The organism is Roseiflexus sp. RS-1 (assembly GCF_000016665.1).
Taxonomy (GTDB): Bacteria; Chloroflexota; Chloroflexia; order Chloroflexales; family Roseiflexaceae; genus Roseiflexus.
The window spans coordinates 584,668-609,711 of the sequence record NC_009523.1 but is presented as its reverse complement, the minus strand read 5'-3'; the positions used below and the strand labels follow the sequence as shown (position 1 = coordinate 609,711).

Annotated in this window: 19 protein-coding genes; 6 read left to right on the top strand and 13 right to left on the bottom strand. The window is 56.8% G+C overall.

The window, feature by feature from the left end; all coding sequences use genetic code 11:
* Positions 1 to 26: 26 nt before the first annotated feature.
* The 3 genes from ROSERS_RS02455 to ROSERS_RS02445 all read right to left on the bottom strand — a co-directional run bounded on the left by ROSERS_RS02455 (position 27) and on the right by ROSERS_RS02445 (position 2,258).
* Positions 27 to 773, bottom strand: coding sequence for an SDR family NAD(P)-dependent oxidoreductase (locus ROSERS_RS02455; RefSeq protein WP_011955261.1), 747 nt, complete (start codon positions 771 to 773; stop codon positions 27 to 29).
* Between the two features lies 1 nt (position 774).
* The gene (locus ROSERS_RS02450) at positions 775 to 1,959 is read right to left on the bottom strand and encodes an acyl-CoA dehydrogenase family protein (RefSeq protein ID WP_157040943.1); all 1,185 of its coding nucleotides are present in this window, start codon (positions 1,957 to 1,959) and stop codon (positions 775 to 777) included.
* Positions 1,960 to 2,063: 104 nt separating this feature from the next.
* A complete protein-coding gene (locus tag ROSERS_RS02445) occupies positions 2,064 to 2,258 on the bottom strand; it encodes a hypothetical protein (protein WP_011955259.1) in 195 nt (64 codons plus the stop codon).
* A 248-nt stretch (positions 2,259 to 2,506) separates the two neighbouring features.
* On the opposite strand from ROSERS_RS02445, the gene ROSERS_RS02440 reads away from it, so the two are divergent.
* Positions 2,507 to 3,265 carry a DUF4388 domain-containing protein gene (locus ROSERS_RS02440; RefSeq protein ID WP_011955258.1) on the top strand — a complete coding sequence of 253 codons (759 nt, stop codon included), beginning with the start codon at positions 2,507 to 2,509 and terminating at the stop codon, positions 3,263 to 3,265.
* Between the two features lie 29 nt (positions 3,266 to 3,294).
* On the opposite strand, the gene ROSERS_RS25775 is transcribed toward ROSERS_RS02440, so the two are convergent.
* Positions 3,295 to 3,585 carry a hypothetical protein gene (locus ROSERS_RS25775; protein ID WP_157040941.1) on the bottom strand — a complete coding sequence of 97 codons (291 nt, stop codon included), beginning with the start codon at positions 3,583 to 3,585 and terminating at the stop codon, positions 3,295 to 3,297.
* Positions 3,586 to 3,889: 304 nt separating this feature from the next.
* On the opposite strand from ROSERS_RS25775, the gene ROSERS_RS02435 reads away from it, so the two are divergent.
* Complete coding sequence (locus ROSERS_RS02435; RefSeq protein WP_011955257.1) at positions 3,890 to 5,743, top strand: hypothetical protein; 1,854 nt, start codon at positions 3,890 to 3,892, stop codon at positions 5,741 to 5,743.
* Positions 5,744 to 5,901: 158 nt separating this feature from the next.
* Complete coding sequence (locus tag ROSERS_RS02430) at positions 5,902 to 7,317, top strand: Kelch repeat-containing protein (protein WP_011955256.1); 1,416 nt, start codon at positions 5,902 to 5,904, stop codon at positions 7,315 to 7,317.
* Between the two features lie 68 nt (positions 7,318 to 7,385).
* Here the strand turns inward: ROSERS_RS02430 and ROSERS_RS25770 are convergent, their stop codons facing one another.
* The 9 genes from ROSERS_RS25770 to ROSERS_RS02390 form a co-directional block, all read right to left on the bottom strand.
* Positions 7,386 to 8,219: a class I SAM-dependent methyltransferase gene (locus ROSERS_RS25770; protein WP_011955255.1), complete on the bottom strand. Its 834-nt coding sequence runs from the start codon at positions 8,217 to 8,219 to the stop codon at positions 7,386 to 7,388.
* Between the two features lie 15 nt (positions 8,220 to 8,234).
* Entirely contained in the window at positions 8,235 to 8,720 is a 486-nt protein-coding gene (locus tag ROSERS_RS25765; RefSeq protein WP_011955254.1) for a hypothetical protein, read from the bottom strand.
* A gap of 151 nt (positions 8,721 to 8,871) precedes the next feature.
* Positions 8,872 to 10,407 (bottom strand): hypothetical protein, encoded by a 1,536-nt coding sequence (locus ROSERS_RS02420; protein ID WP_011955253.1) that lies wholly within the window; start codon positions 10,405 to 10,407, stop codon positions 8,872 to 8,874.
* A gap of 121 nt (positions 10,408 to 10,528) precedes the next feature.
* Entirely contained in the window at positions 10,529 to 12,187 is a 1,659-nt protein-coding gene (locus ROSERS_RS02415) for an alkaline phosphatase family protein (RefSeq protein WP_041332811.1), read from the bottom strand.
* Positions 12,188 to 12,231: 44 nt separating this feature from the next.
* Positions 12,232 to 13,692 carry a flippase gene (locus tag ROSERS_RS02410; RefSeq protein ID WP_011955251.1) on the bottom strand — a complete coding sequence of 487 codons (1,461 nt, stop codon included), beginning with the start codon at positions 13,690 to 13,692 and terminating at the stop codon, positions 12,232 to 12,234.
* A 105-nt stretch (positions 13,693 to 13,797) separates the two neighbouring features.
* Positions 13,798 to 14,370, bottom strand: coding sequence for a class I SAM-dependent methyltransferase (locus ROSERS_RS02405; protein WP_198136348.1), 573 nt, complete (start codon positions 14,368 to 14,370; stop codon positions 13,798 to 13,800).
* 255 nt (positions 14,371 to 14,625) lie between these two features.
* Complete coding sequence (locus tag ROSERS_RS02400) at positions 14,626 to 15,555, bottom strand: class I SAM-dependent methyltransferase (RefSeq protein WP_011955249.1); 930 nt, start codon at positions 15,553 to 15,555, stop codon at positions 14,626 to 14,628.
* Positions 15,552 to 16,454 (bottom strand): glycosyltransferase family 2 protein, encoded by a 903-nt coding sequence (locus ROSERS_RS02395; RefSeq protein ID WP_157040940.1) that lies wholly within the window; start codon positions 16,452 to 16,454, stop codon positions 15,552 to 15,554. Before ROSERS_RS02395 ends, ROSERS_RS02400 begins: the two co-directional genes overlap by 4 nt.
* Complete coding sequence (locus tag ROSERS_RS02390; protein WP_011955247.1) at positions 16,451 to 17,851, bottom strand: alkaline phosphatase family protein; 1,401 nt, start codon at positions 17,849 to 17,851, stop codon at positions 16,451 to 16,453. Before ROSERS_RS02390 ends, ROSERS_RS02395 begins: the two co-directional genes overlap by 4 nt.
* 152 nt (positions 17,852 to 18,003) lie before the next feature.
* Between ROSERS_RS02390 and ROSERS_RS02385 the strand changes: the two genes are divergently transcribed.
* The 3 genes from ROSERS_RS02385 (at position 18,004) to ROSERS_RS02375 (ending at position 24,345) form a co-directional block, all read left to right on the top strand.
* Complete coding sequence (locus tag ROSERS_RS02385; RefSeq protein ID WP_011955246.1) at positions 18,004 to 18,789, top strand: TrmB family transcriptional regulator; 786 nt, start codon at positions 18,004 to 18,006, stop codon at positions 18,787 to 18,789.
* Positions 18,790 to 20,964, top strand: a complete 2,175-nt coding sequence (locus ROSERS_RS02380; protein WP_011955245.1) for a heavy metal translocating P-type ATPase — start codon at positions 18,790 to 18,792, stop codon at positions 20,962 to 20,964.
* A gap of 420 nt (positions 20,965 to 21,384) precedes the next feature.
* Positions 21,385 to 24,345, top strand: coding sequence for a helicase-related protein (locus tag ROSERS_RS02375; protein ID WP_011955243.1), 2,961 nt, complete (start codon positions 21,385 to 21,387; stop codon positions 24,343 to 24,345).
* Positions 24,346 to 25,044: the final 699 nt, after the last annotated feature.

Below are 25,044 nucleotides of genomic sequence, written 5' to 3'. Positions count from 1 at the left end.
GTAGCATCTGGAGCGCGGCGCGTCAATCAACGCATGTCTCGTCCGCCGTTGACATCGAGGGTCGCGCCGGTCACAAAACTGGCAGCCGGGCTGGCAAGAAAGACGATGCAGCGCGCGATTTCTTCCGGTTCCGCGTAGCGTTGCAGCGCCAGTTTCTCGCGGGCGTAATCGGGGGGCAGGTTGGCGACGGTTTCGCGTCCCATTGGCGTGAGCGCGATACCTGGAGCGACACAGTTGACGCGGATCCGCGGCGCCAGCGCTCGCGCTGCGCTTTTGGTCAGGTTCACCAGACCCGCCTTCGCTGCTGCATAGTGCGCGTGGTGTGGCGCGCCGGTCGCTGCGGCAACGCTCGCCACTGTCACGACTGCCGCGCCATCGCGCAGGAACGGTATGGCGGCGCGCAGGGTGTGGAATGCTCCACTCAAATTGATACTGATGACTGTATCCCACTCGTCAGGGGTTACATCGGCAAAAGGGGTGACAATGTTGTGACCGGCGCAGATCACCAGAACATCGAAACCGCCAGTCTGCTCGCCAACCGCGCGAATGGCGGCAGCAACCGCAGCAGCATCGGCGACATCGAAACCGCACAGCCAGGCGCGCCGTCCAACCGCCTCGATCAACGTCGCTATCTGGCGCGCCCCGGCTTCGTTATGTCCAAATGCGACCACAACATCGGCGCCCTCCTCCGCCAGCAGGCGCGCCGTTGCTGCGCCAATGCCGCTCGACGCCCCGGTGACCAGCGCCACGCGCCCGTGCAATCCAAGATCCACGCTACACTCCCAGCAGATGTTTGCCGATCAACTCCAGCGCAGCGTCATCATTCGGCGGATGGGTCAGTCCTGCACGGGCATCACGAAAATAACGCTCCAGCGGCAGAGAGCGCGTCAGCCCAAAACCTCCGGCAATCCGCAGCGCCTGATCAGTTGCATCACACGCCGCATTGGTACAGAGATATTTCGCCGTGGCGATGTGCGGCGTCATTGCAGCACGTTCAGCAGGAAACTCCTCCCACGCCCGCGCCGTCTGATACAGCGTGTTGCGCGCGGCGCTCAGCACTGCCTGGATCGCGCCGACTCGCCGCTGAATGTTGGGAAGGGTAGCAATCGGTCGTCCAAGCGCCGTCGGTGATCGTTCACGCGCATAGGCGCACACTGCATCACAGGCTGCCTGACCGATACCCAGATAGACGGCAGCGAGGGTCAGGGCAAACCACGCCATCTGGGTTGGAGCGCCGGGACGGGGCGGCTCGCCGACCGGCACACGTTCCACCAGACGTTCCACCGGTACGAACACATCATCGAGGGTCAGATCGTAACTGGCGCTGGCGCGCAGACTCAACGCATCACCCCAGGAATCCTCCAACCGCATTCCTGGCGAACCCGCTTCGATCAGAAAACTGCCGACTGCTCCCTGCGGCGTTTCGTCATCTGGTGGCAGCGTCGCGCTCACAAGAAACCAGCGTAGAGCAGGCGCCATGCTGACGAACAGTTTGCGACCGGTCACACGCCACCCGCCAGCAACCGGTCGTGCGCGCGTTGCCGGCAATCCACCGCGCGAAGGGCTGCCCAGGTCCGCCTCGGTTGCCGCCGAGTTGATCAAGGCGCCCTCGTCAACAACCGACCGACAGACCATACCGAAGAGCGGCTCGGGCCACGGTGCAGTTTCAGCCAGACGACCGATCAGATGGATCGTCATATCGACCGCCATCGCCGTCGAGCCGCACCCTTGCGCCAGACGCTCCTGCGCCAGCACCATCTCGAACAGACTCGCACCCTCACCACCATAGATTCGCGGGACAACCAGCCGCAGGTAACCGGACTCGCGCAGATCGGCAAGGTTGGCAAACGGAAATCCCCCTTCGCGGTCATACTGATCGGCGCGCCTGGCAAAGCGCAACGCAAGATCGTCCGCCAGCGCAACAATGCGACGCTGACGGTCAGTCAGTTCAAGGTTCATTGGCATCCATCAGACGACGCGGGTGTCTTTCGCCACGCCGCATAGCAGCAATTCAGACATGCGCCATGATATACGAAAAACGAGCGGATCGAGAGGTACAGGGATTAGCGCTTTCCGCCGAATGCGCGATGAACCAGATAATCGATCGCCAGGAACAGGATCACTCCGATCAACACCAGCACCCACCAGGGGGTTTGAACCCAAATAACGATCCAGACGCGTCTGAGGATGATTGAGAGGATCCAGAGGAAGATGATCACGGTCACGAGCGACGCTATTCGTTGTCCAACAGTGCGCATAGCATAGATTCCTTGTGCTTGTCGGGCTTCTGTGACCATCTACGCAGGTAGTGCATTCGGGGTTTCGGTCGACGACGAGCGGCATGCGTCGGATGCTGGCGATATTGTTCTGTACACGGATGCAGCATCGGATATAATTGAGGAGTAATGGTGGAACTACGGGAACCGATCCCGTTCCGACCAGACGCAAAGGAACAAGGCAGGCAGAAGCGCCAGACGACACCATCCGCTTCGCAAGGGGATGCGACGTGCAACTCGAAGGCTCGCTGGAACAGTTTCCATTGCGTGAACTGATCGAAATGGCAGTGTACAGTTCGGTCAGCGGCGTGCTGGAAGTGCAGGTTGGACCGGACGCCGGTCGCATCTTCTTCCGCGACGGTCTACCGCAGCATGCCGAACTTTCGGGGCTGCACGGCGTCGATGCCATTGGGCGCATGTTTGCCGAGCGCAACGCGCCATTCCGTTTTGTTGCCGACAGCACGCCGGTCACGCCGACGCTCTGGATGGACCCATGGGAAATCATCGAACTGGCGGAGCACCAGGCGCGAACCTGGAGTATGGTGCGCGACTATGTGCCGGTTCCGCAGATGATCCCCATCCTGCGAGTTCCTGGACCCACCGCTGCATCGCTGGCAGGTGAAGAGACTCGCCCGCTTCTGGCGGCAATCGACGGGAGACGAACCATCCTCGACATTGCCCATGATCTCTCGATTGCCCCGATCGACGTGTGCGTCGGTATTGCCAGCCTGGTTCAGCAGCACATCATCACCCTTGCTGCGCCGCAGCAATCATCGACGGAAGCGGCAGAGGCGCCGATCAGAGAAGTAGAAAAGCGCGATGGATTTTTTGAGCGGCTCATCGCCCGCGCGATCGAAGAAGAACGGCGCAAATCCGAACCGCGTCAATCCGAGCCGCGCCAGTCCGAGCCGCGTCAATCTGAGCCGCGCCAGTCTGAGCCGCGGCAGTCCGAACCGCGGCAGTCGAGAGGGCGTCATACGAGGGGATAAATCGAAGAGGACAAAAGGCGAGATTATGTTCAAGACTTCCTTTTACTCACAAAACGAGCGATACGAGTGATTGCATTCCTGACACGATGAAAGCCATTATCATCGCCAAAAGACCATGATCCAGTAAATAGACTTTCCTTGATGCCGAAGACCTGACGGTAATCAACTTTACTCCAGTGTTGATGATTTTCTAGTCGTCTTTCCGCGACACAACCCCACCATATCCAGTTTTTATTGGGTAGAACCTCTTCAACAAAATCTTGATAAGTAACCTCGAAACCTTCCCCTTTCAAAACAGAAATCACGAATGATGGTGTCATCGCCCATATCCATGCAGAAACGTTGACACGATAGGGGTCGAATGCGTTAAAAACGTCATTTCGATGGTAATTCGGATGGAGTTCCTTTATATCAGTACTACCCGGAAGGTAGATGAGTGTGATGGTTCTCTGTTGCTATGCCTCTGTTGCTCACAACGATCAAGCGTCTTTCCTGGACGCCGTGACTGCAATTGCGATATGCTCAGAGGGTAGCGCGTGGATTATATCACGAAGGACGCAGATAGACAAAACACCGTCGCAGCGATTATTTTCTGTCCCTTCGTGATATGATACAGGCAATGCCATGGAACCCATGACTGGAGTCGTGTTTATCACTTTCACTACGCTGATTCTTTCCGGGCTGGCGCTGCTGTTGCAGATTGCACCAATCATTGGTATCTCGGCGCTCGAACGATTGACGCTGGCAGTCGGGCTGAGTCTGAGCCTGGTACCAGTCCTGTACCTGTGGGGCGCGTGGTTGGGGATCGTCATCGAAGCTTCTCACATTCGTGCATTTCTTTTCATCTGCCTGCTTACGGTAATCCTTTTGCACCATCGTGTGTCTGTGACCGTTCCATCCTGGAAACGCGACAGCGTGATCTGGCATCTGGTCATCGCCGGTGGTACGGCGCTGACCTTCTGGCTCCGCTTCGAGCAGATCCGTGATCTGGCACTGCCTGCCTGGGTCGACTCCGTTCACCATGCATTGTTGATCCGTGTGAGCATCGAGCACGGCGCAGCGCCTCTTTCTCTCCGTCCATACCTGCCGGTCGACGAGTTGACGTACCACTGGGGGTATCACGTCACCATGGCAACGCTGGCACAGATGGCGGGCATGGATAGACCGGAGAAACTGCCAGCACTGATGCTCTGGAGCGGTCAGACGATGAGTGCGTTGATGGTTCCGGCATATGCTGCGCTGGCAGTACGCCTCTGGCGGCGCCCCATCGCTGGCGCTGCGGCAGGTCTAGTGGTTGGTCTGGCGTCAGTGATGCCAGCATACTACGTCAGTTGGGGACGATACACCCTGCTGACCGGCATGCTCATGCTGCCTGCCGCGCTCATTGCCCTGGATACGGTGCGACGCAACCCTGGACTGGCATCAGCGGCGCTGCTGGCGGTCCTGCTCGCAGGACTCAGTCTGGTCCACTTTGTGGTCTTTGCGCTGACGCTGGCGGCATGCGCCGCATTGCTTCTCACTACGACACACGGATCGTTCTGGCGACGCACTGCCATCTGGATGGGAGTGGCGCTTGCCGGGGCGCTGACGATCACCGCGCCCTGGATCGTTCTGCTGGCGAGTCGCGCATTGCCGGGGACTGGAAGTTCCGCTATGCACATCGCTGGCAATGCCGGGTATAACGCATTACCGCTGGAGTTGCTCCGGGCAGGGACGAATCAAATCCTGCTGGCACTCGGCGGTATTGGTGCGCTGCTGACGCTCTGGCAGCGACAACGCGCTGCCATATGGCTGATCATCTGGTGTGCAACCGCAGTTCTCCTGGCGAACCCGGTCGTCGTCGGGCTACCGTACCTCTCGTTTATCACCAACGAAATGTTGACCATCACAATGTTCGCTCCGTTGGCGATGCTGATAGCAGGCGGGGCGGCAGCCATCGACGCACGCGCGCCGCGTGGCGGTTGGCGCAGGTTCGCCTGGCATCTGGGCGCCGTTGCGCTTGCGGCAGGCGTCATGCTGTGGGGCGTGAATCAGTGGCGCACCATTGTCCGCCCGGACACTGTGCTTGCCGGGCGCGCCGATCTGGAAGCCATCACGTGGGCGGCGCGCGCTACCCCGCCCGACGCGCGCTTCGTGACGGGCGCAGTCGGCTGGCTCTACGACGTTGATCGCGGGGCGGACGGCGGATGGTGGCTCTTGCCGCTGGCAGGGCGGCAGGTCAGCACGCCGCCGGTCATCTACAACTACGGTGCACCAGCGGATGTCGCCGCCATCAAGCGCGACACATTGTGGTTGCGCGACCGCAGCGCATCCGCAAGCGCGGAAGAACTTGCCGCCTTTATGCGCGAACGGGGGTATACCTATGTATATGCTGGCGAACGCCCCGGCGCCATTCGTGCGGATGCACTGCGCACTTCACCAATGTTCGAGCATGTGTACGAGCATGAAGGCATCGTCATTTTTCACCTGCGTGAATGAACCCGACAACGAAGGAAAGAGACGAAGGCGCGCCTTTCATCTCCCGGCAACCGAAATATTGCATCTTGTTCAACGATTCGATCATCCTATGAACAGTAAGCATCGGCTATAATAATGGCAGGAGAAATCCATCGACGCAGTATTCAGAAGCAGACGATATGTCGAATGACACCCTGCCACAACTGAGCGAACGTGAGCGCGAGATTCTGCGTCTGGTCGCTACCGGCGCCACCAATCAACAGATCGCCGCCCAACTCAACATCAGCGCCAACACGGTCAAGGTGCATTTGCGCAATATCTTCGGCAAGATTGGTGTCGCATCGCGGACTGAAGCAACGATGTATGCGGTGCGGAATGGATTACTCGATATTGACATCGAAAAAGAACCTTCCCTTGTCGCATCATCACCTCCGGCATCGCAGTCCGATACATCCCAGGAAACAACTTCTGAACAGGCGGTTGCAGCGAATGGTATTTCCACATCGTTTTCCAGTCCAGAACCAACGCGGGACATCCGCCATTCTCTACCGGGTGCGCTCCTCAGAGGAGGAGTGGTTGGGTTCATTATCATTGTTGCGATTCTTGCAACCTTCATCGCAATCGAACGCAACAATCGTCCTGAACCAACATCTATTGTCCAACCATCAGGCATTGCACCCCCTCCGATCGAATCACGATGGCGATTACTCGCGCCTCTACCATCGCCACAGGCTGGATTTGCACTGGTTACCTACAGTTATGAGGGACGACAATATCTGTACGCCATCGGTGGGGAGACTCCGGCAGGAGTGAGCAATGCAGTTTTGCGTTTCGATATACAAACAAACACCTGGGTGCGCCTGAGCAGCAAGCCGGTGGCTGTAACTGATGTCCATGCCGTTGTTGTTGGTGATCGGCTCTATGTGCCAGGCGGGAGAACAGCATCTGGCACAATCAGCAATCAACTGGATGTATACGAACCCCGGCGCGACCGCTGGATCACACTGGCGCCGTTACCCGCACCACGCAGCGGCTATGCACTTGCCACAGTCGAAGGGAAGATCTACCTGTTTGGCGGATGGGATGGTCAGTCATACCGTGCAGACGTATGGCAGTACAATCCCGATAATGATACCTGGACAGAACGGACGCCTCTGACAAAACCTCGCGCATTTGCAAGTGCAGCAACCGTTGAGGATCGCATTTACATCATCGGTGGCGAAGACGAGAGTGGACCGCTAACACTCAACGAAATCTACACGGCATCAGACGATGTCCAGCAAAGTGATCCCTGGTCCACCCGATCACCATTGCCGGAGGCGCGCCGCCATCTGGCAGCAGTTACCGCGAGCGGTTTCATCTTTGTCGTGGGAGGATCGGACATCGAAAGTTCCGCCCTGATATACAACGTCAATCTGGACGCATGGGAGCCCCTCCTCCTTCCTATTGCCCCCCGTTTGCGCGATGCACGCGTTCAGGCGCTCAACAACTATATCTACATCACAGGGGGAAGCGACCAAAACGGCGCTGTGGATCACGTGTACGCATATCAGGCGTTCTACAGCGTATTCCTGCCGCTGGTACCGAATGACTAAGCCCGACTCAGGTCTTCTCTCCAAAGTACTATTCTAGGTTTTTGATTCGACAAACCCGACTTCACACGTCATTGTCGGGGTGTTGGATATATTCCATCGGATGGAGATAACAATCGACGCAATTTTCGTCGAACCCACATTCCCATTTTTACGTATGGATGTTCTTCGATTTCCTCCAATCTGCGCTTGCATACCAGCAACGCTTGCTGTAATTGGACTGGATTTTGTGCAAGCGATCCTACTACCGTTTCGTTTCCCGGACGAACGAACACTATCCAGGACAAACCGTGTGGATGTGGCCAATAGATTGGTATCATTTTCAATCCATATTCAGCACCAAATTGCTCCATTGACTGAGGAGTAAATGTCACCCCACCCGGATACACCCAATCATCACCCTCGTAATCTTGTTCGCCAATCGCATAATTAGCCACAAAAAGTGACGAGGCGGACATAACCTTGATGGCTTCTGCGAGGCAGCGACGAATTTGCGCCTTTGAGGTATGTGAGAAAATAGACTGTGCCAGAATGAAATCGAACTGACGATCAAAGATGCTGAGTGTAAAGAAATTGTCGTTACTAAACGTTGGACGTTTTAGCCGGATAAGGTCATGACCAAGTTCTCTGGTAATACCTTCCTCGATAAGCCATTGCTCTGGCTCAATACCAAAATAATTTCCAGGAAGCAGGTAAGGAATGAACAGTTTGCCGCTACGCAAGGAGCCACAGCCAATATCGAGCAGCGTATGATGTTCACGAAGCCCAAGAGCAATCAGTAAACTAAACTGAAGGGCGCCAACAACATCATATGTTGCTGGCGGACCGACAAACGCCCGGTAATGATGAGCGCCTGAAGGTAGGCTACGTCCAAGAGCGTCGAACTCTGCATCAGAAGATTGCATTGTCGTTGGTAATGGTCACTCAACAAGGATACTGGTAAATATGATACCAATAAACGGAATATCCTGGTACCCTGGTCCACTCAGAAAATCCTCCCGATTAAACCGCGTCCCCCGAACATCACCAAGCATAATACCAATCCGATCACCGGATGAAACTTTGCCTGCGATTGTCGCACTGAATCGACCATCATCACCGATCGTAACTGTGGCGATTTCCTCGGCGCCACGGGTAATATTAACAATTCGAATAGGAACTCCTGCAGGACCGCTGCCGTGGACCAGCCCCTCAGCAGCAGTCACCGGTCCGTCAATCGTAAATGGAGGTCCCTGGCGCAATTCTGCAGGCGGATAGGCCCCCGTAGCAGGAGGAGCGGGGTAGGGATATGGGTTGGGTGTCGTTTGGATGGAGGATGTTGGGGATGGCACAGGTGAAGCGGGCTGAGAGCCACATGATGCCAGAACTGTCAAACAAAGCACCATGACAACGAAGAAATGTTTCATAGCACTCCATATATCTCTCAAATCCTGTCCACAAACTCGAGAACCCCGTGAGCATACCGACAGGCAGGCGATCATGGACGTAGAGTACACGAAGAATCGCAGAGGAGCAAATTGCTCCTCTGCGCCAGAGCTATTCAGAAGGCGGTGGCTACTATGGCAGGTTAAAGCCTTCGTAGTTCTTGGTATCCAGAAGATTCGCAGGGCTTGACCCGGCAAAGTCCGACGTTTCCTGAACGACGGCGATGATCTTATTGCCAGAGCCGGCATCGAGCGTCACAGCACAGAGCACACCGTCGGGAATGCCCGGTGGATTGAAGAAGGTGTGCGCCTGACCCGGACTCAGCGACGGACTGATCAACGATGGTGTCGTAGATGGCGTATAGGTCTGATTGTCGCTACAGACATAGGTTGCACTCACCTGGAAAGAGCCACTTGTATTCACATTCTGCACCGTTGGACCAGAGGTGCTCCCACCCAGATTCTTCTTGACCAGCGGCGCTGCCACTTTCTGCGTTGCAGATTGCTCACTGAAGCAGGTATACGTCGTCGACTTGATAGGATTACCGCCAGGGTTCGATTCATTGACGACGGCAATAATCGAGTTGGGGGCGCTTGATGTCACCTTTGCTGAAGCAAGCGTTCCATCAGGCATTCCACCAAGATTGCCATCGAACTTTGAGAAGTTGACTGAACTCTTGGCAGGGATTGTCGCACTCGAATTGTACTGCGTGCCTGCACCGCCCGGACCGATAGATACGGTAAACACAACATTGACCGTCACGGGATTGCTCGTCACGTTGGCAACCGTCATACCGGTCGTTCGATTCTGAGCCAGCGTGTACGAAGCCTTGATGGTTGGGCAGAAGAGGGTCTGGGCAGCATCATTCGACGTAAACATCGCCGCCGACTGAACTTCTTTCGCTGGCGACTGACCGACACGGTACTCAATCGCAGTACCAGCGAGCGTGCCGCCGGTCGCCGTCACCTCAATCGAACCGAAGCACGGAGAGGTGTTGACATTCGTTCCACAGTTTGTACTCGGCATCGGCGGGTTGAAATCAGAAGGACCGAGGATGAGCGACCGGTTAGCGTCGATTGTGCCGCTCTTCGTATGAGTGGCGCCACTGTTACTGGTGATCGTTGCTGTATAGTTGACGTTACCACCGACTGCCTGAATAGCGAACACAGTCGTCTTACCCGCCCAATTGTTTTTGACAACCGGGTAGGAGATCGTAGCTGCGCTCGTGAGCGCGCCGCGATAGAAAGCGTTTGCATACCCGCCAGCAGTTCCCAATGAAGGAAATCCCTGCGGTACATTGTTCCCCAACTGCCCAATTGCGACGACCTGCTTATCGGCAAGAACGACCGCAGACCCACTAAAAGGACCAGACAGTTGAGGGCTTACGTCGAACACTGTTTGCGTACCTGCACCCGTCTGACCACTGCCAGGAATGAAAACCTTGTTCCCTCCAGACGGGATGCTCACCGTTGCCGATGAGGTTTGAGGAGACTGACCCTGACCCGAATAGACTTGTAGTGTTACGCTTGCAGTACCGGTATCCACATTCTGGATCGTGGTCGTCGTGAACCAACCACTGCCCGGCAACTGGCTCTGCGCACTTACAACCGCAGTGATGCTTAGCAGGAGTGCGAGAGCCGTGGCGATACGAAAGAACTGTTTGATCATGCGATCTACTCCTTGGTTGTATGGAACGGCACCATCGATTTGGGTATTAAGATACATCTTCTCTGTGTCAGCACAATACTCCCTTCGGGTTAATTGGTATGTCTGTTTAGATTACCACCTACTATTCGAGATACCCCAATTCGCGCAAGCGTGTCAGCACCTCTTGCTCTTGCCTGCTATCGGTCCACGTTGCACGTGGCGCCAGTGGACCGGTTACCTGCTCAACATGAATGAATGTTGGTGATCCCAGGCGATGATCCTGCACAAACTCCTCGAGAGGGCGACCATCGACATCATCAGGGATGGGCAGACCAGAAAGCCACATTAATGTCGGAGCAACATCGACGATCTGCACTTCGGGTTGCGCACCCAGAGCGGCGATTGGCGGTCCACTGAGCGCCAGCATTCCCAAAGGCCGGTGAATACCCGTGTAGTGCGTGCCTGAGATGCTAAAGATCTGATGACCTGCCGCTTCACGCCATGACTGCGTCACATAGGTCATGCCGCGCATGATGATGTTGAGATCCGGGCCATAACCAGCATACGGACCGGTGTAGAGATCGCGCCCTCGATATACGGCGTCTACAACAGGCTGCCCCTCGTCAGTGAGCGCATATAGCGCCTCCGTTATCTCGTCCAGCAACCGTTCATACTCGGCGCCTGGTTCGACGATGCCTTGTGGCTCACGTCCGCGCAGATTGACATATATCTGACCAATATTGCCAAAACTGTAGGCTCGCGTTCGCGACCAGTCAACCACGTCTGCCAGTGTCACCGACGATTCGGGCACCAACGCATGCTGCAGGCGTTGAGGTATAAGATTACGAATCCGCCATGCCAGCGGGAAATCAAGCATCGGCGCCAGATGATCGCTGGTCAGGTGAAGGCGACGCATGACATTCTTACGCCACTCATTCAGAGGATGCGTGCGCCGTCGCACTAACCATCCCTGTTGTTCGAGCCAGACATTGAGAAAGACTTCCTTATACACTGGACCGCCGCCATGATCCGATGCAAGCACAATGATCGTATCATCACCGACTACCTCCAGCAGCCGCCCAATCTCTTCGTCCAGCAACCGATGAACTTTAAGAATTGCCGATCCGTACATCTTCGCCTTCTCAGGATCGTGCTGCGGATGGGTGGGATCCATATGATGCCAGAAATACGTCTCCACCTCATCAATTGCTCGATAGACCAGCATCGCAAGATCCCATGGCTCACGCTTGAGCAACCGCAGCATAGCATCGGTTTGCGAGCGGGTCACATTCTGAAGATCAGCAATCCATTCCTGCTCTTTACCAGGAGCAAAGACAACATCTATATCGCGGCGATATTCCCATACGTGAAGTTCTTTTTCCAACTCGCCTGGATGCGCGAAACGCCCCTGACGTGGCGCACCAAGACCAGAAATCATGATCCCGCGCACCGGCGCCGGTGGGTAGGTGATAGGAATATTAACTGCAAGAACATAGCGACCATAAGCACTGGCATGATCGAAGATGGTCCGGTATGTTGTTTGATCGCGCCGGGTACTATATAGCCGATAACTTCCAGGCAATAGACGCACAAAATCGTAGACGCCATGCTTTCCGGGATTCAAGCCAGTGATCAGAGACGTCCATGCTGGCGGCGACATAACTGGAATAGTGGAACGCATTGGCGCATACGCACCGGTGCGAAGGATATGCGCAATATGAGGCAGATACCCCGCAGCTATCCATGGCTCAATCAGATCCAGCCCTGCTGCGTCGAGTCCAATAACAAGAATGCGATACATATGCTTTTCCATTCTGAACATACGGGAGATTGCCAGAGATTGTATCAGGGAGGTGTCAGTTGCGCAATCCGCTGCAACAGAAGATCGCGTAAACGTCGTAGCTCAGTCGCACTTACGGCACGCAATGTCACAAGCGCGCCAGCATAAACCGACCAGCTAATGATCAGAGCAACTATCCAGTGCATGCCCACCCAGCGCAAACCTGCATTAACCACAAGCATAACCAGGATTGCGTTGAGAGGTCCAATGAGAACAGGCGCTACGTTCCAGCGATAGATAGCACGTTGCACGTACACAAATGAAAGCACCAGCATCAGGGCAGAAGATGCCACACGTGCAATTGCGGCGCCCTTCGCGCCAAGTGCGGGTTGAAGTATAAGATTGAGTACAATATTCAGGCTAAGGCTTCCAATAAGCAGAGGAACGAAAGCTGACTGTTGTCCTGCCGCAAGTATCAGACGTCCTCCAGGAACAAGCAGCGTTGTGAACACGAATGACCAGATAAGAATTTGCAGAACGGGGATAGTAGCCGAGAAATAATCACTATAGATGATTGGAACAATTTTATCAGCATTTATAGTCAGTGACGCACTTAAGAGCAAAGTTATTATTAATAGCGTTCTTACCGATTGTCTGTAGATATCAAAGGCTTTCTCTTTCTGATTAATATATTGCGTCGTTATTAAGGGAAGAACAATCTGACGAAATGCAGTTGGAACAATCATCAGAGCATTCAAGAAAAGAGCAGAAGCCGCATAGACACCTACTTCCAGCGGACCGAATCGACGTGATAGCATAATAGCATCAATAGTACCCTCTAGAGTTGTCAATATTGCGATAATCAGTAAAGGCAACTCTGATCGGGCATTTACGAAAATAAAGTCGCGCTCAAAACTTATTGATAACCTGGTAAATCGACGAATGACTAAAAGCGAATGGAGTATCAAAGAAAAGATACTCGTTATCAGAATAATAAATGCGACAAACAGAGCGCTTCCACCTGAAATCACCACCAAAAACCCCAGAACAAGCTTAGTTATACCGGTAATCGCACCAAACAACGTAACATATGCAACTCGATTTTTTGCGACTAAAAACGCCTGAAACAAGACTGTCAAGCTATCAGGAACAAAAGTAGCCCCAACAATCAAAACAATCTGATTTGTCGCTCGATCATAACCAAATGGACCAATAATCCATAAAATAAATACAATATAGAGCAAGGCCGAACTAAGAAATCTTACCAGGAGAAATGTTCCTAAAAAGACATCGCTGCGCTCCGGCGCCTTTGTCACTTCACGGGTCAGTAGTTGATCTATCCCACCCAGAGAGAACTGGATCAGGAAAAGGGCAAATGTAAATCCTAATGTATATCGACTCGCTTCGATTTCACCGAGGCGCCAGGTAAGGAGCACAAAGAGAATACTGTTGGCGATCCGCGCCAGTACTTCAGCAAGTACGATCAGTATGGTATTGCGTGCGGCCTGTAGCGCCCAGTGTGTCATAACAAGCGTTTCTTTATGTAAACATACCCTCTCAGGGCTATGTGCTCAAAGTGTCCGACGTTTTGTCACTAACGCCTTTCGTATGGTCGACTCATCCTGCGCTGCTCAGGTCAACGGCGGATACAGGCGCACTTGATGATACATACCATCGGGATAGGCTGCCTGAAGTGGGCGCGAGGCGGTAGCAAGCAGCACAATATAATCTCGCCGCCTGTACAACGGCGGTAACGCAACGCTCGTGATCACCTGCGCCGCAATTGCCAGCAATCGCGGCAGGGGTGAGTCCGGCAACGATGCCAGGTTGAGAAACTCAAAGCGCTTGATCCGAAAGCCACATCCCGAGATCAGTGCATCAATTTCCTGAGGCGCAATACTGCGTTGACGACGAGCATATACTCCACGAGCAGTAAATGGATCGGCATCGACAATCCCCCCTATCAACCAGAGTAAGCGACGCAAGCTCAACCCGTTCGGCATCGTGAGCAACAGAAGACCATCGGGGCGCAACACTCGACGCAGCTCATAGAACATCCTGGTTGGGTGGTAACCAAGATACTGCACAACATCCATGCACAGCGCAGCATCGAAATAACCATTCGCATAGGGCAACGAATCCCGCTCAACATTGAGGAGCGTCACCGGAACCCGGCGCTTCCGTTCGTGTATCTGAAGATCCACACAAACATACTGAGGGGAGGGCATTTCACCGGGCCAGATGTATGGCGGCACGCTCACACAGTGGACATCCCAATCGAATGTTTCAAGGAGACGGGCTGTGAACACATATGGCTCTGCGCCAATTTCCAAAACCCTGAGTGGACTCTGCGTTCGTTCCCACGCCTGTAAGAAGGTAAGCGCGCTATCGTGAATTAACCGATACATTGCAGCATATCGCGCCAGAATGTTGTCCGGTGCTGGCAAAAGCTTCCTCCCTCAAACTGGCAGGCGCTGTGGAAACGCCGTCGGATCATCGTAAAGTTGGGACGGGTATCCCAACCGTGGTTCACCGATCGGTGTTGCCAAAGCAATGATCAACTCGCGGCGCTTGCGGGCATATGCTATTGGCAGACGTAAAAATCCGTGCAACAAGGCTGCCAGCACTCTGCCCGGCAGCGTCATAGCGGGTTCCCATGGCCAGACAATTTCAACATCAAGATAATCAATACGATAGTTACAAGCCTCCAGTAATATCTTCATTTCATCATACGTCAATTCACGTTGATGACGCCCTTGTATACCGGTACCTACATAGGGAAAATCGTCGGGTCGGCCGAGTGCAACCTGAAGGATTCGCTGAGATCGCAGGTAGTTTGGCACTGTTATCAATATTTTCCCACCAGGACGCAAAACACGGTGCGCTTCAGCAAGAGTGTGCGATGGACAGTATGTGAGATGTTCCATCACTTCCATGCACAAGACAAGATCGAACGAAGCACTGGCAAAGGGAAATGGGTCTTTTTCGATATTGAACGTCCACGTTTGAAAATGAAAGCGCTGCTGATCACGACCATACGCCAGAACCACAGGGTACGGACGGATATCCAGTGGTTCACCGGGCCAGGTCAACGCCGGGAGTGTCGAGGCAACAATCTCGCATGGAATATGATGAGCCAGCAGAGCCGTAAAAAAATAAGGAGATGCGCCAAGCTCGAGAACACGCAACGGGCGATCGATCACCGGAAACACTCGCCGAATGACATGAAGCGCACGCAACCATGTTCGCGTATGGATGAGACGATAATGGGATAATTCCCGGGGTGCAGAACTGCGAATCTCCTGATCGACGCCGTCTTCTATGATGCGCACCTGATCAAGAAATTGTAGCGCCTGATTCGGTGTAAAGATCGTCCATACATCCTTCATACCTTGCCGACCACGTTTGTATGCTGCTGCATCTGAAGAGTTGTTGCCGCGCCATGGTACCACGCGAGCGATGCCAGCAACAGTGCAGGAGTAGCATCCAGATAGCGCCATAGATAGGGCCAGCGGATCAGACGTTCGACACAATCAAAGGCAGCAAGCGCTGGACCAAGCAAACGCAGTGCGCCTGGAAAGGCGATGCTCGCACGCATTCGTCGCCAGACACCAAGAAGATCCGGGTAGTGGGGATAGATCTCAGCATACACTTTGCCGTACATATAGAGATGACGCCACAAATCACCAGGAGATGCGCGCATATGACGATGCACAACAACCGCTTGCGGTTCGAACCAGAGTGTATAACCTGCGCGTCGCAACCGAAAGCACAGGTCGGTATCCTCGCCGGAAGCAAACGTGAATCGTTCGTCAAAACCGCCAAACTTCATCAACAATGCACGGCGAATACTCAAATTGAGACTGGGCAGGTATGGACGAGGACCGGGAGGACTCACCGAAAGAAATGGGGCGAATGCAGCGAGATTGTCGCAATACTGCCAGTAATGGGTGCGCTCAACCAGAATACTACCGCCGACGATCTCAGCGCCGCGAGCATGGTGCGCTAGAAGCTGCCTGGTCCAGTCAGGAGCAGCAATACAATCTGCATCGATATAACAGATGACATCTCCGTGTGCGCTGCGTGCACCCAGATTCCTCGCCTGTGCAGGGCTGACCGGCCTGCCAGTTGAGATTAACCGTACCTGAGCGTCCTCTTTGACCAAACCTGCTCTATCCAGACCAACGACCAGAATCTCATCCGGCGGTGTATTCTGCGTGCGAAGCGCAGCAAGCACCTGGTCGATCATCAGAGAGTTGAGACTGGGAATAACGACAGAAACGCTCAAGCCCACAGATCCCGCACCTTTCCTATCATACTGGATGGCGCCTGCATATCAAGAAGGTGAAGCAAGGTTGGCGCAACATCGTAAATGCTCATGGTGTCGATATAACGTCCACCACCCGCTTGCCGCGGGTCGTAGAGGATAAAGATGCCATATTGTGCATGATTAGCATCGTCAGGACCAGTGTCGTTCTCAAAAGTGTATAATGTTTTCCCTCCGATGCTTCCTACTGATCGCCAGTTCAGATCACCAAAATAGATAATAAGATCGGGAGCAAAACCTCGAACTTCATGATAGATCGCTTCGGGCCAAAATACACGTGTTCCCATTATCGTTCCGTTATGATCGAGCAATGACTCCAGTTTTGTCGTAATTTCACTACGCAATCGATCTGCATCGCCCGGTGCAACAATACCATCTGGATCACGGCCCGCAATGTTGAGGAAAAGACGACCATAATATCCACCTGCACCCCATGCATGTGTATGCGACCAGTCTACGCGACATTGTTCAAGTGACATCGGGGTATCGGGATATTCAGTCAGTACCAGATAACCTTCATTAATAAGCCATTCGTTCAAACAAAAACCACCTTTCATCGCTTTCGCGCCATGATCAGAGACAATAAGCACAATAGTATCGTCATCAACCAGTCTTAATAGTTCTGCAATCTTTTCGTCGACAAAACGATAATAATCGCGAATAGCATACGCAAACGAACTTTCTGGGATGTACTTGGGATGTCGAGGGTCCATATGTTTCCAAAAGGCATGGTGGATTCTATCTACTCCCATATCAACCGTCATAAACAAATCGTACCGCTTTCGCTCCAACAACCTCCTGCAAACAGTAAAATGCTGATCCGTCATTCGATAGATATTCTTGAGGATGGATTCCTTGTCTTCAGACCGAAAATTCGGCACATCCATCAAGAATTCGCCCTCAATCCAGCGAGCAATATCGTGCTTGAGGGATAGCGGATATGTAAACTGCACTTGTGCATTGGGCGTCAGAAAACAACTGACCAGGTCGCCATTAACAGATGTGACGGGATAGGTCTGAGGAACGCCAACCACACCAACACGGCGCCCCACCCTGCCGAGTATATCCCACAGACGCGGAACAGTGATCGAACGAGAGTTTGCTACGCTCATTCGAGCATAACTGTGATCGGCACGATTGCGAAAACCGTAGATACCTAGTTGCCCCGGATCATGGCTACTCATCATACAGGCCCAGGCGGGTACCGTGATAGCCGGAATGCAGCTCTCCAGACGTGTGTAGACACCCTGCCGCATGAGACTATCTATCGTTGACAGTTCGTTGCGCCATTTGTCGAACACCAGTTCGGGTTCAGCACAATCGAGGCCGATGATCAGTATGCGTCGATGTACGGGCATTGTTCCCTATATGTGTGACTATCCAGAAAACCGGGGTACAAGTATAGCAACTCAACAAGGATACGTCAATCACACCTCCTTGCTAAAACTCCCCCCTTGACATCTCTCAATAGTCGTTTATAATCTAACTACTAGTAAGGAAACAAACGACTATGGACGTGATCGAACAATTGACGGCGCTTGGTTTCACCGAGTACGAGGCGAAGGTCTACCTGGCGCTGCTCCACGAACATCCGGTCACCGGCTATCAGGTCGGGAAACTGGCCGGCGTGCCGCGTTCGATGGTCTATGAGGCGCTGGGACGCCTCGAGGCGCGCGGCGCGGTGCTGAAGAGTTTCGATGAGAAAGCCACACTCTATCGCCCGGTGTCGCCCGATATGCTGCTCGACCGGTATGAGCAGGGGCTGCGTCAGCGCGTCGCCGAACTGCGCGCCAGCCTGGTGCCGCTCTACCGCCCGCGCGACGAAGGCAGGCTGTGGAATTTTAGCGGTCGCCGGGAGGCGTTGCACTATGCTCGCGAAATGATCGAACGCGCGCAGGTGGAACTGATGCTGGTGCTGACCGACGACGACGTTACTGAACTGCGTGCGGCGCTGACCGACGCGCACGCGCGCGGGGTGCGACTTGGCGTCATCCTGACCGGAAACGCGGCTTTTGATCTCGGTCAGGTGGTGCGGCATCCGCACCTCGAAACCACGCTGCATCAGATGGAAGAAACGCTGATTATCGTGGCGGATGACCGTGAGTGCCTGATTGCCAGCGGTCATGCCACGACGTCGGCAACGGTCACGACCAACCCGAATATGGTCTCGCTTGCCCATCAGTTCGTCTGGATGGAACTGTTCGCTCAACGGATTTTTGCGCGCCTGGGAGATGACCTGCTGGCGCGCCTGGACCCTGAAGATCGTCGTGTCCTTCAACAGGAGGGGGATGCATAGATGTCAACCCAAGAACTCATCACCCAACTTCGCACCCGCCCTGGGGTGCTTGCCGTTCATTACGACGAGCAGGAACGTGTGTTGACCTTGCGGTATGACGGCGGTCGCGTCAATGTAGCAGATATCGAGGCGCTCGCCCGCAGCGCCGGTGCGACGCTGCGCATGCTGCCCGCCGAAACCCGCCCGTTGACGCCGGAAGAGGCGGAACTGGCGGCGTTGCCCTGGATGATCCGCCTGACCACGCTGACCCTGGTGATGGTCATTGTCGGCTGGGTCGTCGAGGATTTCACGACGCTGCCACGATGGGTCGCCTGGCTGTCGTATGCCGTTGCGTATGCCAGCGGCGGGTTCTACAGCATCCAGGAGGCCTGGGAAACGCTGCGCAAGCGTCAGTTCGATGTCAACTTTTTGATGATTGTTGCAGCGGTTGGCGCCGCGATTGTCGGGCAACCCCGCGAGGGCGCTATTCTGATGTTCCTGTTTTCGCTCTCTGGTACGCTCGAAACATATGCGATGGGGCGCACCCACGCTTCCATCCGTGCACTGCTCGATATGACGCCGAAAGAAGCGGAGGTGTACCGCGATGGAACTCTCGTTCGCGTGCCGGTCGAGGAGGTGCAGGTCGGCGAGATTGTGCTGGTGCGCCCCGGTGCGCAGGTCCCCGCTGATGGCGTGGTTGTGCGCGGCGAGTCGGCGCTGAACGAAGCGTCGATCACCGGCGAGTCGATGCCGGTTGAGAAACGACCCGGTGCGAAGGTGTTTGCCGGGACGATCAACGGGCAGGGCGCACTTGAGGTGCGCGTAACGACTTCCGTCGAAAACTCGACGCTGGCGCGGATCGTGCAGGTGGTGCGCGAGGCGCGTGAACAGAAGGCGAAGAGTCAGGATTTCACCGACCGGGTGATCGGTCAGTACTATGCCTATGCGGTGGTCGGGCTGACGCTGCTGGCGATCATTGTTCCGCTGCTGTTCCTGGGATGGGATCTGAAGACAACCCTCTACCGTGCGATGACGTTGATGGTCGTGGCGTCGCCGTGCGCCCTGGTCATTTCAATCCCGGCGGCGCTCCTCTCTGCGCTTGCTTCCGCAGCCCGCGGCGGCGTTCTGTTCAAAGGCGGGCGGCACCTGGAAGCAGCAGCGCAGGTGCGGGTCGTGGCGTTCGACAAAACCGGCACCCTCACCACCGGACGCCCTGGCGTCGTGGCGGTCATTCCGGTCGATGGCGCCCCTGCCAGCCTGGAAGAGGCGTTTATCGGCGTCGATGCACCAGAACATCCGGCGCAAGCGATCCCTGATGACCAGATCGGACCGTTGACACCCGAACAGCGCTGGTTGCTGGCGCTGGCAGCCGCCATCGAACGCCCGTCGGAGCACCCGCTGGCGCGGGCTATTGTGCGCGGCGCCGATGAGCGCGGTCTGCCGGTGATCGAGGCGTCGGGCTTCGAGGCGTTGACCGGCGCCGGCGCGGCGGCAACCATCCACGGGCAGCGCCTGACGATTGGACGCCCGATGCTGTTCGACCTGTCGCCAGACCTGATGGAGCAGATCGCTACACAGCAGGAACTGGGGCGAACGGTCGTGGCGTTGGGAAGCGGGCGCACAGTGTGGGGCATCATTGCAATCGCCGACACAGTGCGCCCCGAAGCAGCGGCGGCAGTCGCCCGGTTGAAGCGCACCGGCATCGAGCGGGTGGTGCTGCTGACCGGCGACAATCATCAGGTGGCGCAGGCGATCGGGCAGGCGCTCGGTGTGGACGAGGTGCACGCTGAGTTGCTCCCGGAGCAGAAAGTCGCCGTGCTGCGCGAACTTGAGCAACGCTACGGACCGGTCGCCATGATCGGCGATGGCGTCAATGACGCGCCTGCGCTGGCAAGCGCGACGCTCGGCGTGGCTATGGGCGCTGCCGGGACCGATGTGGCGCTGGAGAGCGCCGACATGCTGTTGATGAGCGACGATCTGAGTCGTCTGCCGGGGGCATTGCGGCTGGCGCGGCGCGCGCGGGCCATCGTGCGCCAGAACCTGGCATTCGCTTTTACCGTGATAGCGGTGCTGATGGTCTTCGCCATGTTCGGCGCCATTCCTCTGACCCTTGGCGTTATCGGGCACGAGGGGAGCACACTGATCGTCGTGGCGAATGGTCTGCGGTTGCTGGCGGAACGAATTCAACACGGATGAAAGAGAACACAGATTGGCACGGATGCGACGGAGCGGCGCCGGGTTTTTCCTGGCAGCATCCGTGTCCATCCGTCATATCCGTGCTCATCCGTCGTTTCTTCAGATATATTTTACCGCAGCGGCGCAAAGTTCGCAGAGAAAAATTGTCTGTTGCCTGGCGCAGCGAACTGCGTTTCATTTTTGGCGTTCTCTGCGCGCTCCGCGTCTCTGCGGTGCACTTATGCACAGAAGTCAAGAGGGTATTTCACCGCAGCGGCACAGCGTTCACAGGGTTCAACCCTGTTCAACAGGTTCGACCTCTGTGAGAACTGCTATAATTCAACCACGGATGGGCAGGTATGCGACCGATCGGCATGGGTTCTTCTAACCACATTCGTTGCGACGATCCGTGGTTTCTAAAACAGAACAGGCTTCAGGAGTATGCCCCGGTTTGCAGTCGGTTCACTGGTACGCTGTCGCGAACGCGAATGGGTGGTGCTCCCCTCGCAGGACGATGACCTGCTGCTGTTGCGTCCGCTCGGCGGGCGCGCATCCGGGGTATGCGGCGTCTTCCTGCCGCTCGAAGAGCACGATGTGCGCCCGGCGTCGTTTGCGCCGCCCGACCCGGCTGCGATGGGGGATTTCGAGGGTGGGGCGCTGCTGCGCGATGCGGCGCGCCTGAGCCTGCGCAGCGGCGCCGGTCCTTTCCGCTGTATGGGGCGGTTGGGGTTTCGTCCGCGTCCCTATCAGATTGTGCCGCTGTTGATGGCGCTGCGTCTCGACCCGGTGCGCCTGTTGATCGCCGATGATGTGGGGATCGGGAAGACGATTGAAGCGGCGCTGATCGCCCGTGAACTGTTCGACCGCGGTGAGATTGCGCGGATGGCGGTGATCTGCCCGCCCCATCTGTGCGATCAGTGGCAGCGTGAGTTGCAGCATAAGTTTGCGCTCGAAGCCACGGTGGTGCGCGCCAGTACCGCCGCTGCGCTTGAACGTCGCCTGCCGCGCGGCGATGTGAGCATCTGGGAACATTTCCCGTTCACGATTGTCAGTATCGATTATGTCAAAAATGAGCGCCGCCGGGATAGTTTCCTGCGCGCCGCGCCCGAACTGATCATTGTCGATGAGGCGCACGCCGCCATCGGCATGGGGGACGGCGCGCAACAGCAACGCTATGCGCTGGTGCGCGATCTTGCCGCGCGCTCCGACCGGCATCTGATCCTGTTGACGGCGACGCCGCACTCCGGTGTGGAGCACGCCTTTGCCCGCCTGATCGGGTTGATCGATCCGGAGTTCGCTGCGTTCGACCTCGACCAGTTGCGCGATGCGGAACGCGACCGGCTGGCGCGCCACTTTGTGCAGCGCCGCCGCGCCGATGTGCAACGCTGGCTCGGCAGCAATGATGTGACTCCCTTCCCGCAACGCGAGTCGACCGAGGTGACGTATGCTCTGCCGCGCGCTTCGGCGTACCGCGCGCTGTTCGATGATGTGTTCGCGTTTACCCGCGAACAGGTGCGCGCCGACCATGCATCACCGGCTGCCGGACGCGCTTCCGATGCGCAATTGCGCTGGCGACGCCGGGCGCGCTATTGGGCGGCGCTCGCCTTGCTGCGGTGCGTGATGAGCAGTCCGGCTGCCGCCGAACGCGCATTGCGCCTGCGCGCTGCGGATGTCGCTGCGCCGCTGCGCCTGACCGATGCCGACGACGAGCGGTTCGACGCCGATCTCATCCGCCCCTTCGTGATCGATCCGACCGACCAGGAGCAGGCGCACGACCTGGAGCCAGCACAGACGGCAGACCTGCTCGCCGAAACGGATTCCAGTCCATCCCGCAGCGAGCGCGCCCGCCTGGAACGCTTCGCGGCGCGCGCTGCCGCCCTGCGCGGCGCTGAAGACCCCAAACTCCAGCGGTTGATCCCGCTGATCCAGACGCTGATCGATGATGGGTTCAATCCGATCATCTACTGCCGCTATATCGCCACTGCCGATTATGTTGCGGCGGAACTGGCGCGGCAGTTCGAGCGCATTCCCGCTGTGCGGGTGATGTCGGTCACCGGCGAACGCTCCGAGGAGGAGCGCGACATGATGATTGCCGAACTGGAACGCAGTCCCCGGCGCATCCTGGTGGCGACCGATTGCCTCAGCGAGGGGATCAATCTGCAACATAGTTTCGATGCGGTGGTGCATTACGACCTGCCGTGGAACCCCAACCGCCTGGAACAGCGCGAGGGGCGGGTGGACCGCTATGGGCAGCGCAGCGCCGTTGTGCGCACGGTGTTGATCTACGGGCAGGACAACCCCATGGACGAGGCGGTGATGAAGGTGTTGCTGCGCAAGGCGGTGCGCATTCATAAGACGCTCGGCATCAGCGTGCCGTTGCCGGTGGATAGCGGCACGGTCGTTGAGGCGCTGATCGCGGCACTGTTCCAACCGGCAGTCGATCAACTCACCCTCTTCGATAGTGACCGGCAGGCGGCGCTGCTCGACGAATCGCAGGAGTTGCAGCGGATCGAACTGGCGTGGGATCGGGCGACGCGCCGGGAGCAGGAGAGCCGCACCCGTTTTGCGCAGCGGCGCATCAAGCCGGAAGAGGTGGCGCGTGAACTGGAAGAGAGCGATGCCGCGCTTGGCGATCCGGCGGCTGTCGAACGTTTCGTCATTGCGGCATGCGCCCGCCTGAATGCGGCGCTGACGCCGGTGAGCGGCATTCGTGGTGCGACGGCGCCGGTGTTCGCTGTGCCGCTGGCGCGCCTGCCCGCCCCGGTGCGTGAACCGGTTGCGCACCTGGCTGACGCCGACCGGAACCTGCTGGTGACCTTTACCGAACCGGCGCCCGCAGGGGTCGAGGCGCTCGAACGCAACCATCCGCTGGTCGTGGCGCTCACCGATTATCTGCTCGAAACTGCGCTGATCCCCGCCGGGATGATGCCTGCCGATGCCATGCCGGTTGCCGCTCGATCAGGGGTGATCCGCACCCGCGCAGTGACGAAACGCACCTGCCTGTTGCTGCTGCGGGTGCGGATGCTGATCGAGCATGGGCATCAGCGCGATACGCAGCCGCTCCTTGCCGAAGAACTGATCGTGACCGGCTTTCGCGGCAGCCCCGCCAGCCTGACCTGGCTCGATCAGGCGGAGGCGCTGGCGTTGCTCGAAACAGCGCAACCCGCCGAAAATCTGCCCCGCGATGCGCGCCTGATCGCGCTGCGCGCCGTCCTCGACGCATTGCCCGCGCTCGACGCCGCGCTCGACCAGATCAGCCGCGAACGCGCGCTGCGCCTGCGTGAATCTCATATGCGCGTCTGGTCGCAGATCGGCGGGACGCAACGACGCTGTGCCTGTACGCCTGCCGGACCGCCCGACATCCTGGGGGTGTATGTGCTGTTGCCGGTGCTGGCGACCTGATTATAGCAGTTCTCATATGAGGTTGAACCTCCCTGGACGACCGCAGCGCGTGCGGGCTAAAGCCCTTCCTGAATGCGTGGAAGCCCCTGCGGGGCTGGCGTGTCCGTCACCCTTCCCTCTGCCGAGGGGTCGTCGGGTTGATCCAGCCCGCAGGGCTTGCCTGACCTCAGATAGGGCTTCAGCCCGCCTGAGGCGCACGAAGAAGGGTCAACGTATCTGAGAACTGCTATAATCCGCTATCCCGCGCTAGCCGTGGGGCTGAAGCCCTCGGCTAGCCAGGGCGAAGCCCGCCTGCGCGGGCTATGGCGGATTATTTATTCAAAGACCATAAGCCCCCGGCTAGCCAGGGCGAAGCCCGCCTGCGCCGGCGAGCGCGGATTATTTATTCAAAGACCATAAGCCCCCGGCTAGCCAGGGCGAAGCCCGCCTGCGCGGGCTATGGCGGATTATTTATTCAAAGACCATAAGCCCCCGGCTAGCCAGGGCGAAGCCCGCCTGCGCCGGCGAGCGCAGTGTGACGCATCAGGACGACCAACCCCCCTTCTCCCCGTGTGGGAGAAGGGGGCGGGGGGGATGCGCACAGGGGGAGATGTTTTGGCAAGCCCCTGCGTGCCATCTTCCGTTTCAGCCATCAGAACGCCCAAACTCCCCCTTCTCCCCGTGTGGGAGAAGGGGCGCGGGGGGATGAGGGGCAAAAGG

Bases quoted from the DNA above. Each gene is read 5' to 3' on its own strand.
- ROSERS_RS02410 (WP_011955251.1), bottom strand. From the start codon at position 13,692: ATGACACACTGGGCGCTACAGGCCGCACGCAATACCATACTGATCGTA.
- ROSERS_RS02390 (WP_011955247.1), bottom strand. From the start codon at position 17,851: ATGCCCGTACATCGACGCATACTGATCATCGGCCTCGATTGTGCTGAA.
- ROSERS_RS02415 (WP_041332811.1), bottom strand. From the start codon at position 12,187: ATGTATCGCATTCTTGTTATTGGACTCGACGCAGCAGGGCTGGATCTG.
- ROSERS_RS25770 (WP_011955255.1), bottom strand. From the start codon at position 8,219: ATGCAATCTTCTGATGCAGAGTTCGACGCTCTTGGACGTAGCCTACCT.
- ROSERS_RS02435 (WP_011955257.1), top strand. From the start codon at position 3,890: ATGGAACCCATGACTGGAGTCGTGTTTATCACTTTCACTACGCTGATT.
- ROSERS_RS02380 (WP_011955245.1), top strand. From the start codon at position 18,790: ATGTCAACCCAAGAACTCATCACCCAACTTCGCACCCGCCCTGGGGTG.
- ROSERS_RS25765 (WP_011955254.1), bottom strand. From the start codon at position 8,720: ATGAAACATTTCTTCGTTGTCATGGTGCTTTGTTTGACAGTTCTGGCA.
- ROSERS_RS25775 (WP_157040941.1), bottom strand. From the start codon at position 3,585: ATGACACCATCATTCGTGATTTCTGTTTTGAAAGGGGAAGGTTTCGAG.
- ROSERS_RS02375 (WP_011955243.1), top strand. From the start codon at position 21,385: ATGCCCCGGTTTGCAGTCGGTTCACTGGTACGCTGTCGCGAACGCGAA.
- ROSERS_RS02400 (WP_011955249.1), bottom strand. From the start codon at position 15,555: ATGAAGGATGTATGGACGATCTTTACACCGAATCAGGCGCTACAATTT.
- ROSERS_RS02445 (WP_011955259.1), bottom strand. From the start codon at position 2,258: ATGCGCACTGTTGGACAACGAATAGCGTCGCTCGTGACCGTGATCATC.
- ROSERS_RS02385 (WP_011955246.1), top strand. From the start codon at position 18,004: ATGGACGTGATCGAACAATTGACGGCGCTTGGTTTCACCGAGTACGAG.
- ROSERS_RS02450 (WP_157040943.1), bottom strand. From the start codon at position 1,959: ATGAACCTTGAACTGACTGACCGTCAGCGTCGCATTGTTGCGCTGGCG.
- ROSERS_RS02430 (WP_011955256.1), top strand. From the start codon at position 5,902: ATGTCGAATGACACCCTGCCACAACTGAGCGAACGTGAGCGCGAGATT.
- ROSERS_RS02420 (WP_011955253.1), bottom strand. From the start codon at position 10,407: ATGATCAAACAGTTCTTTCGTATCGCCACGGCTCTCGCACTCCTGCTA.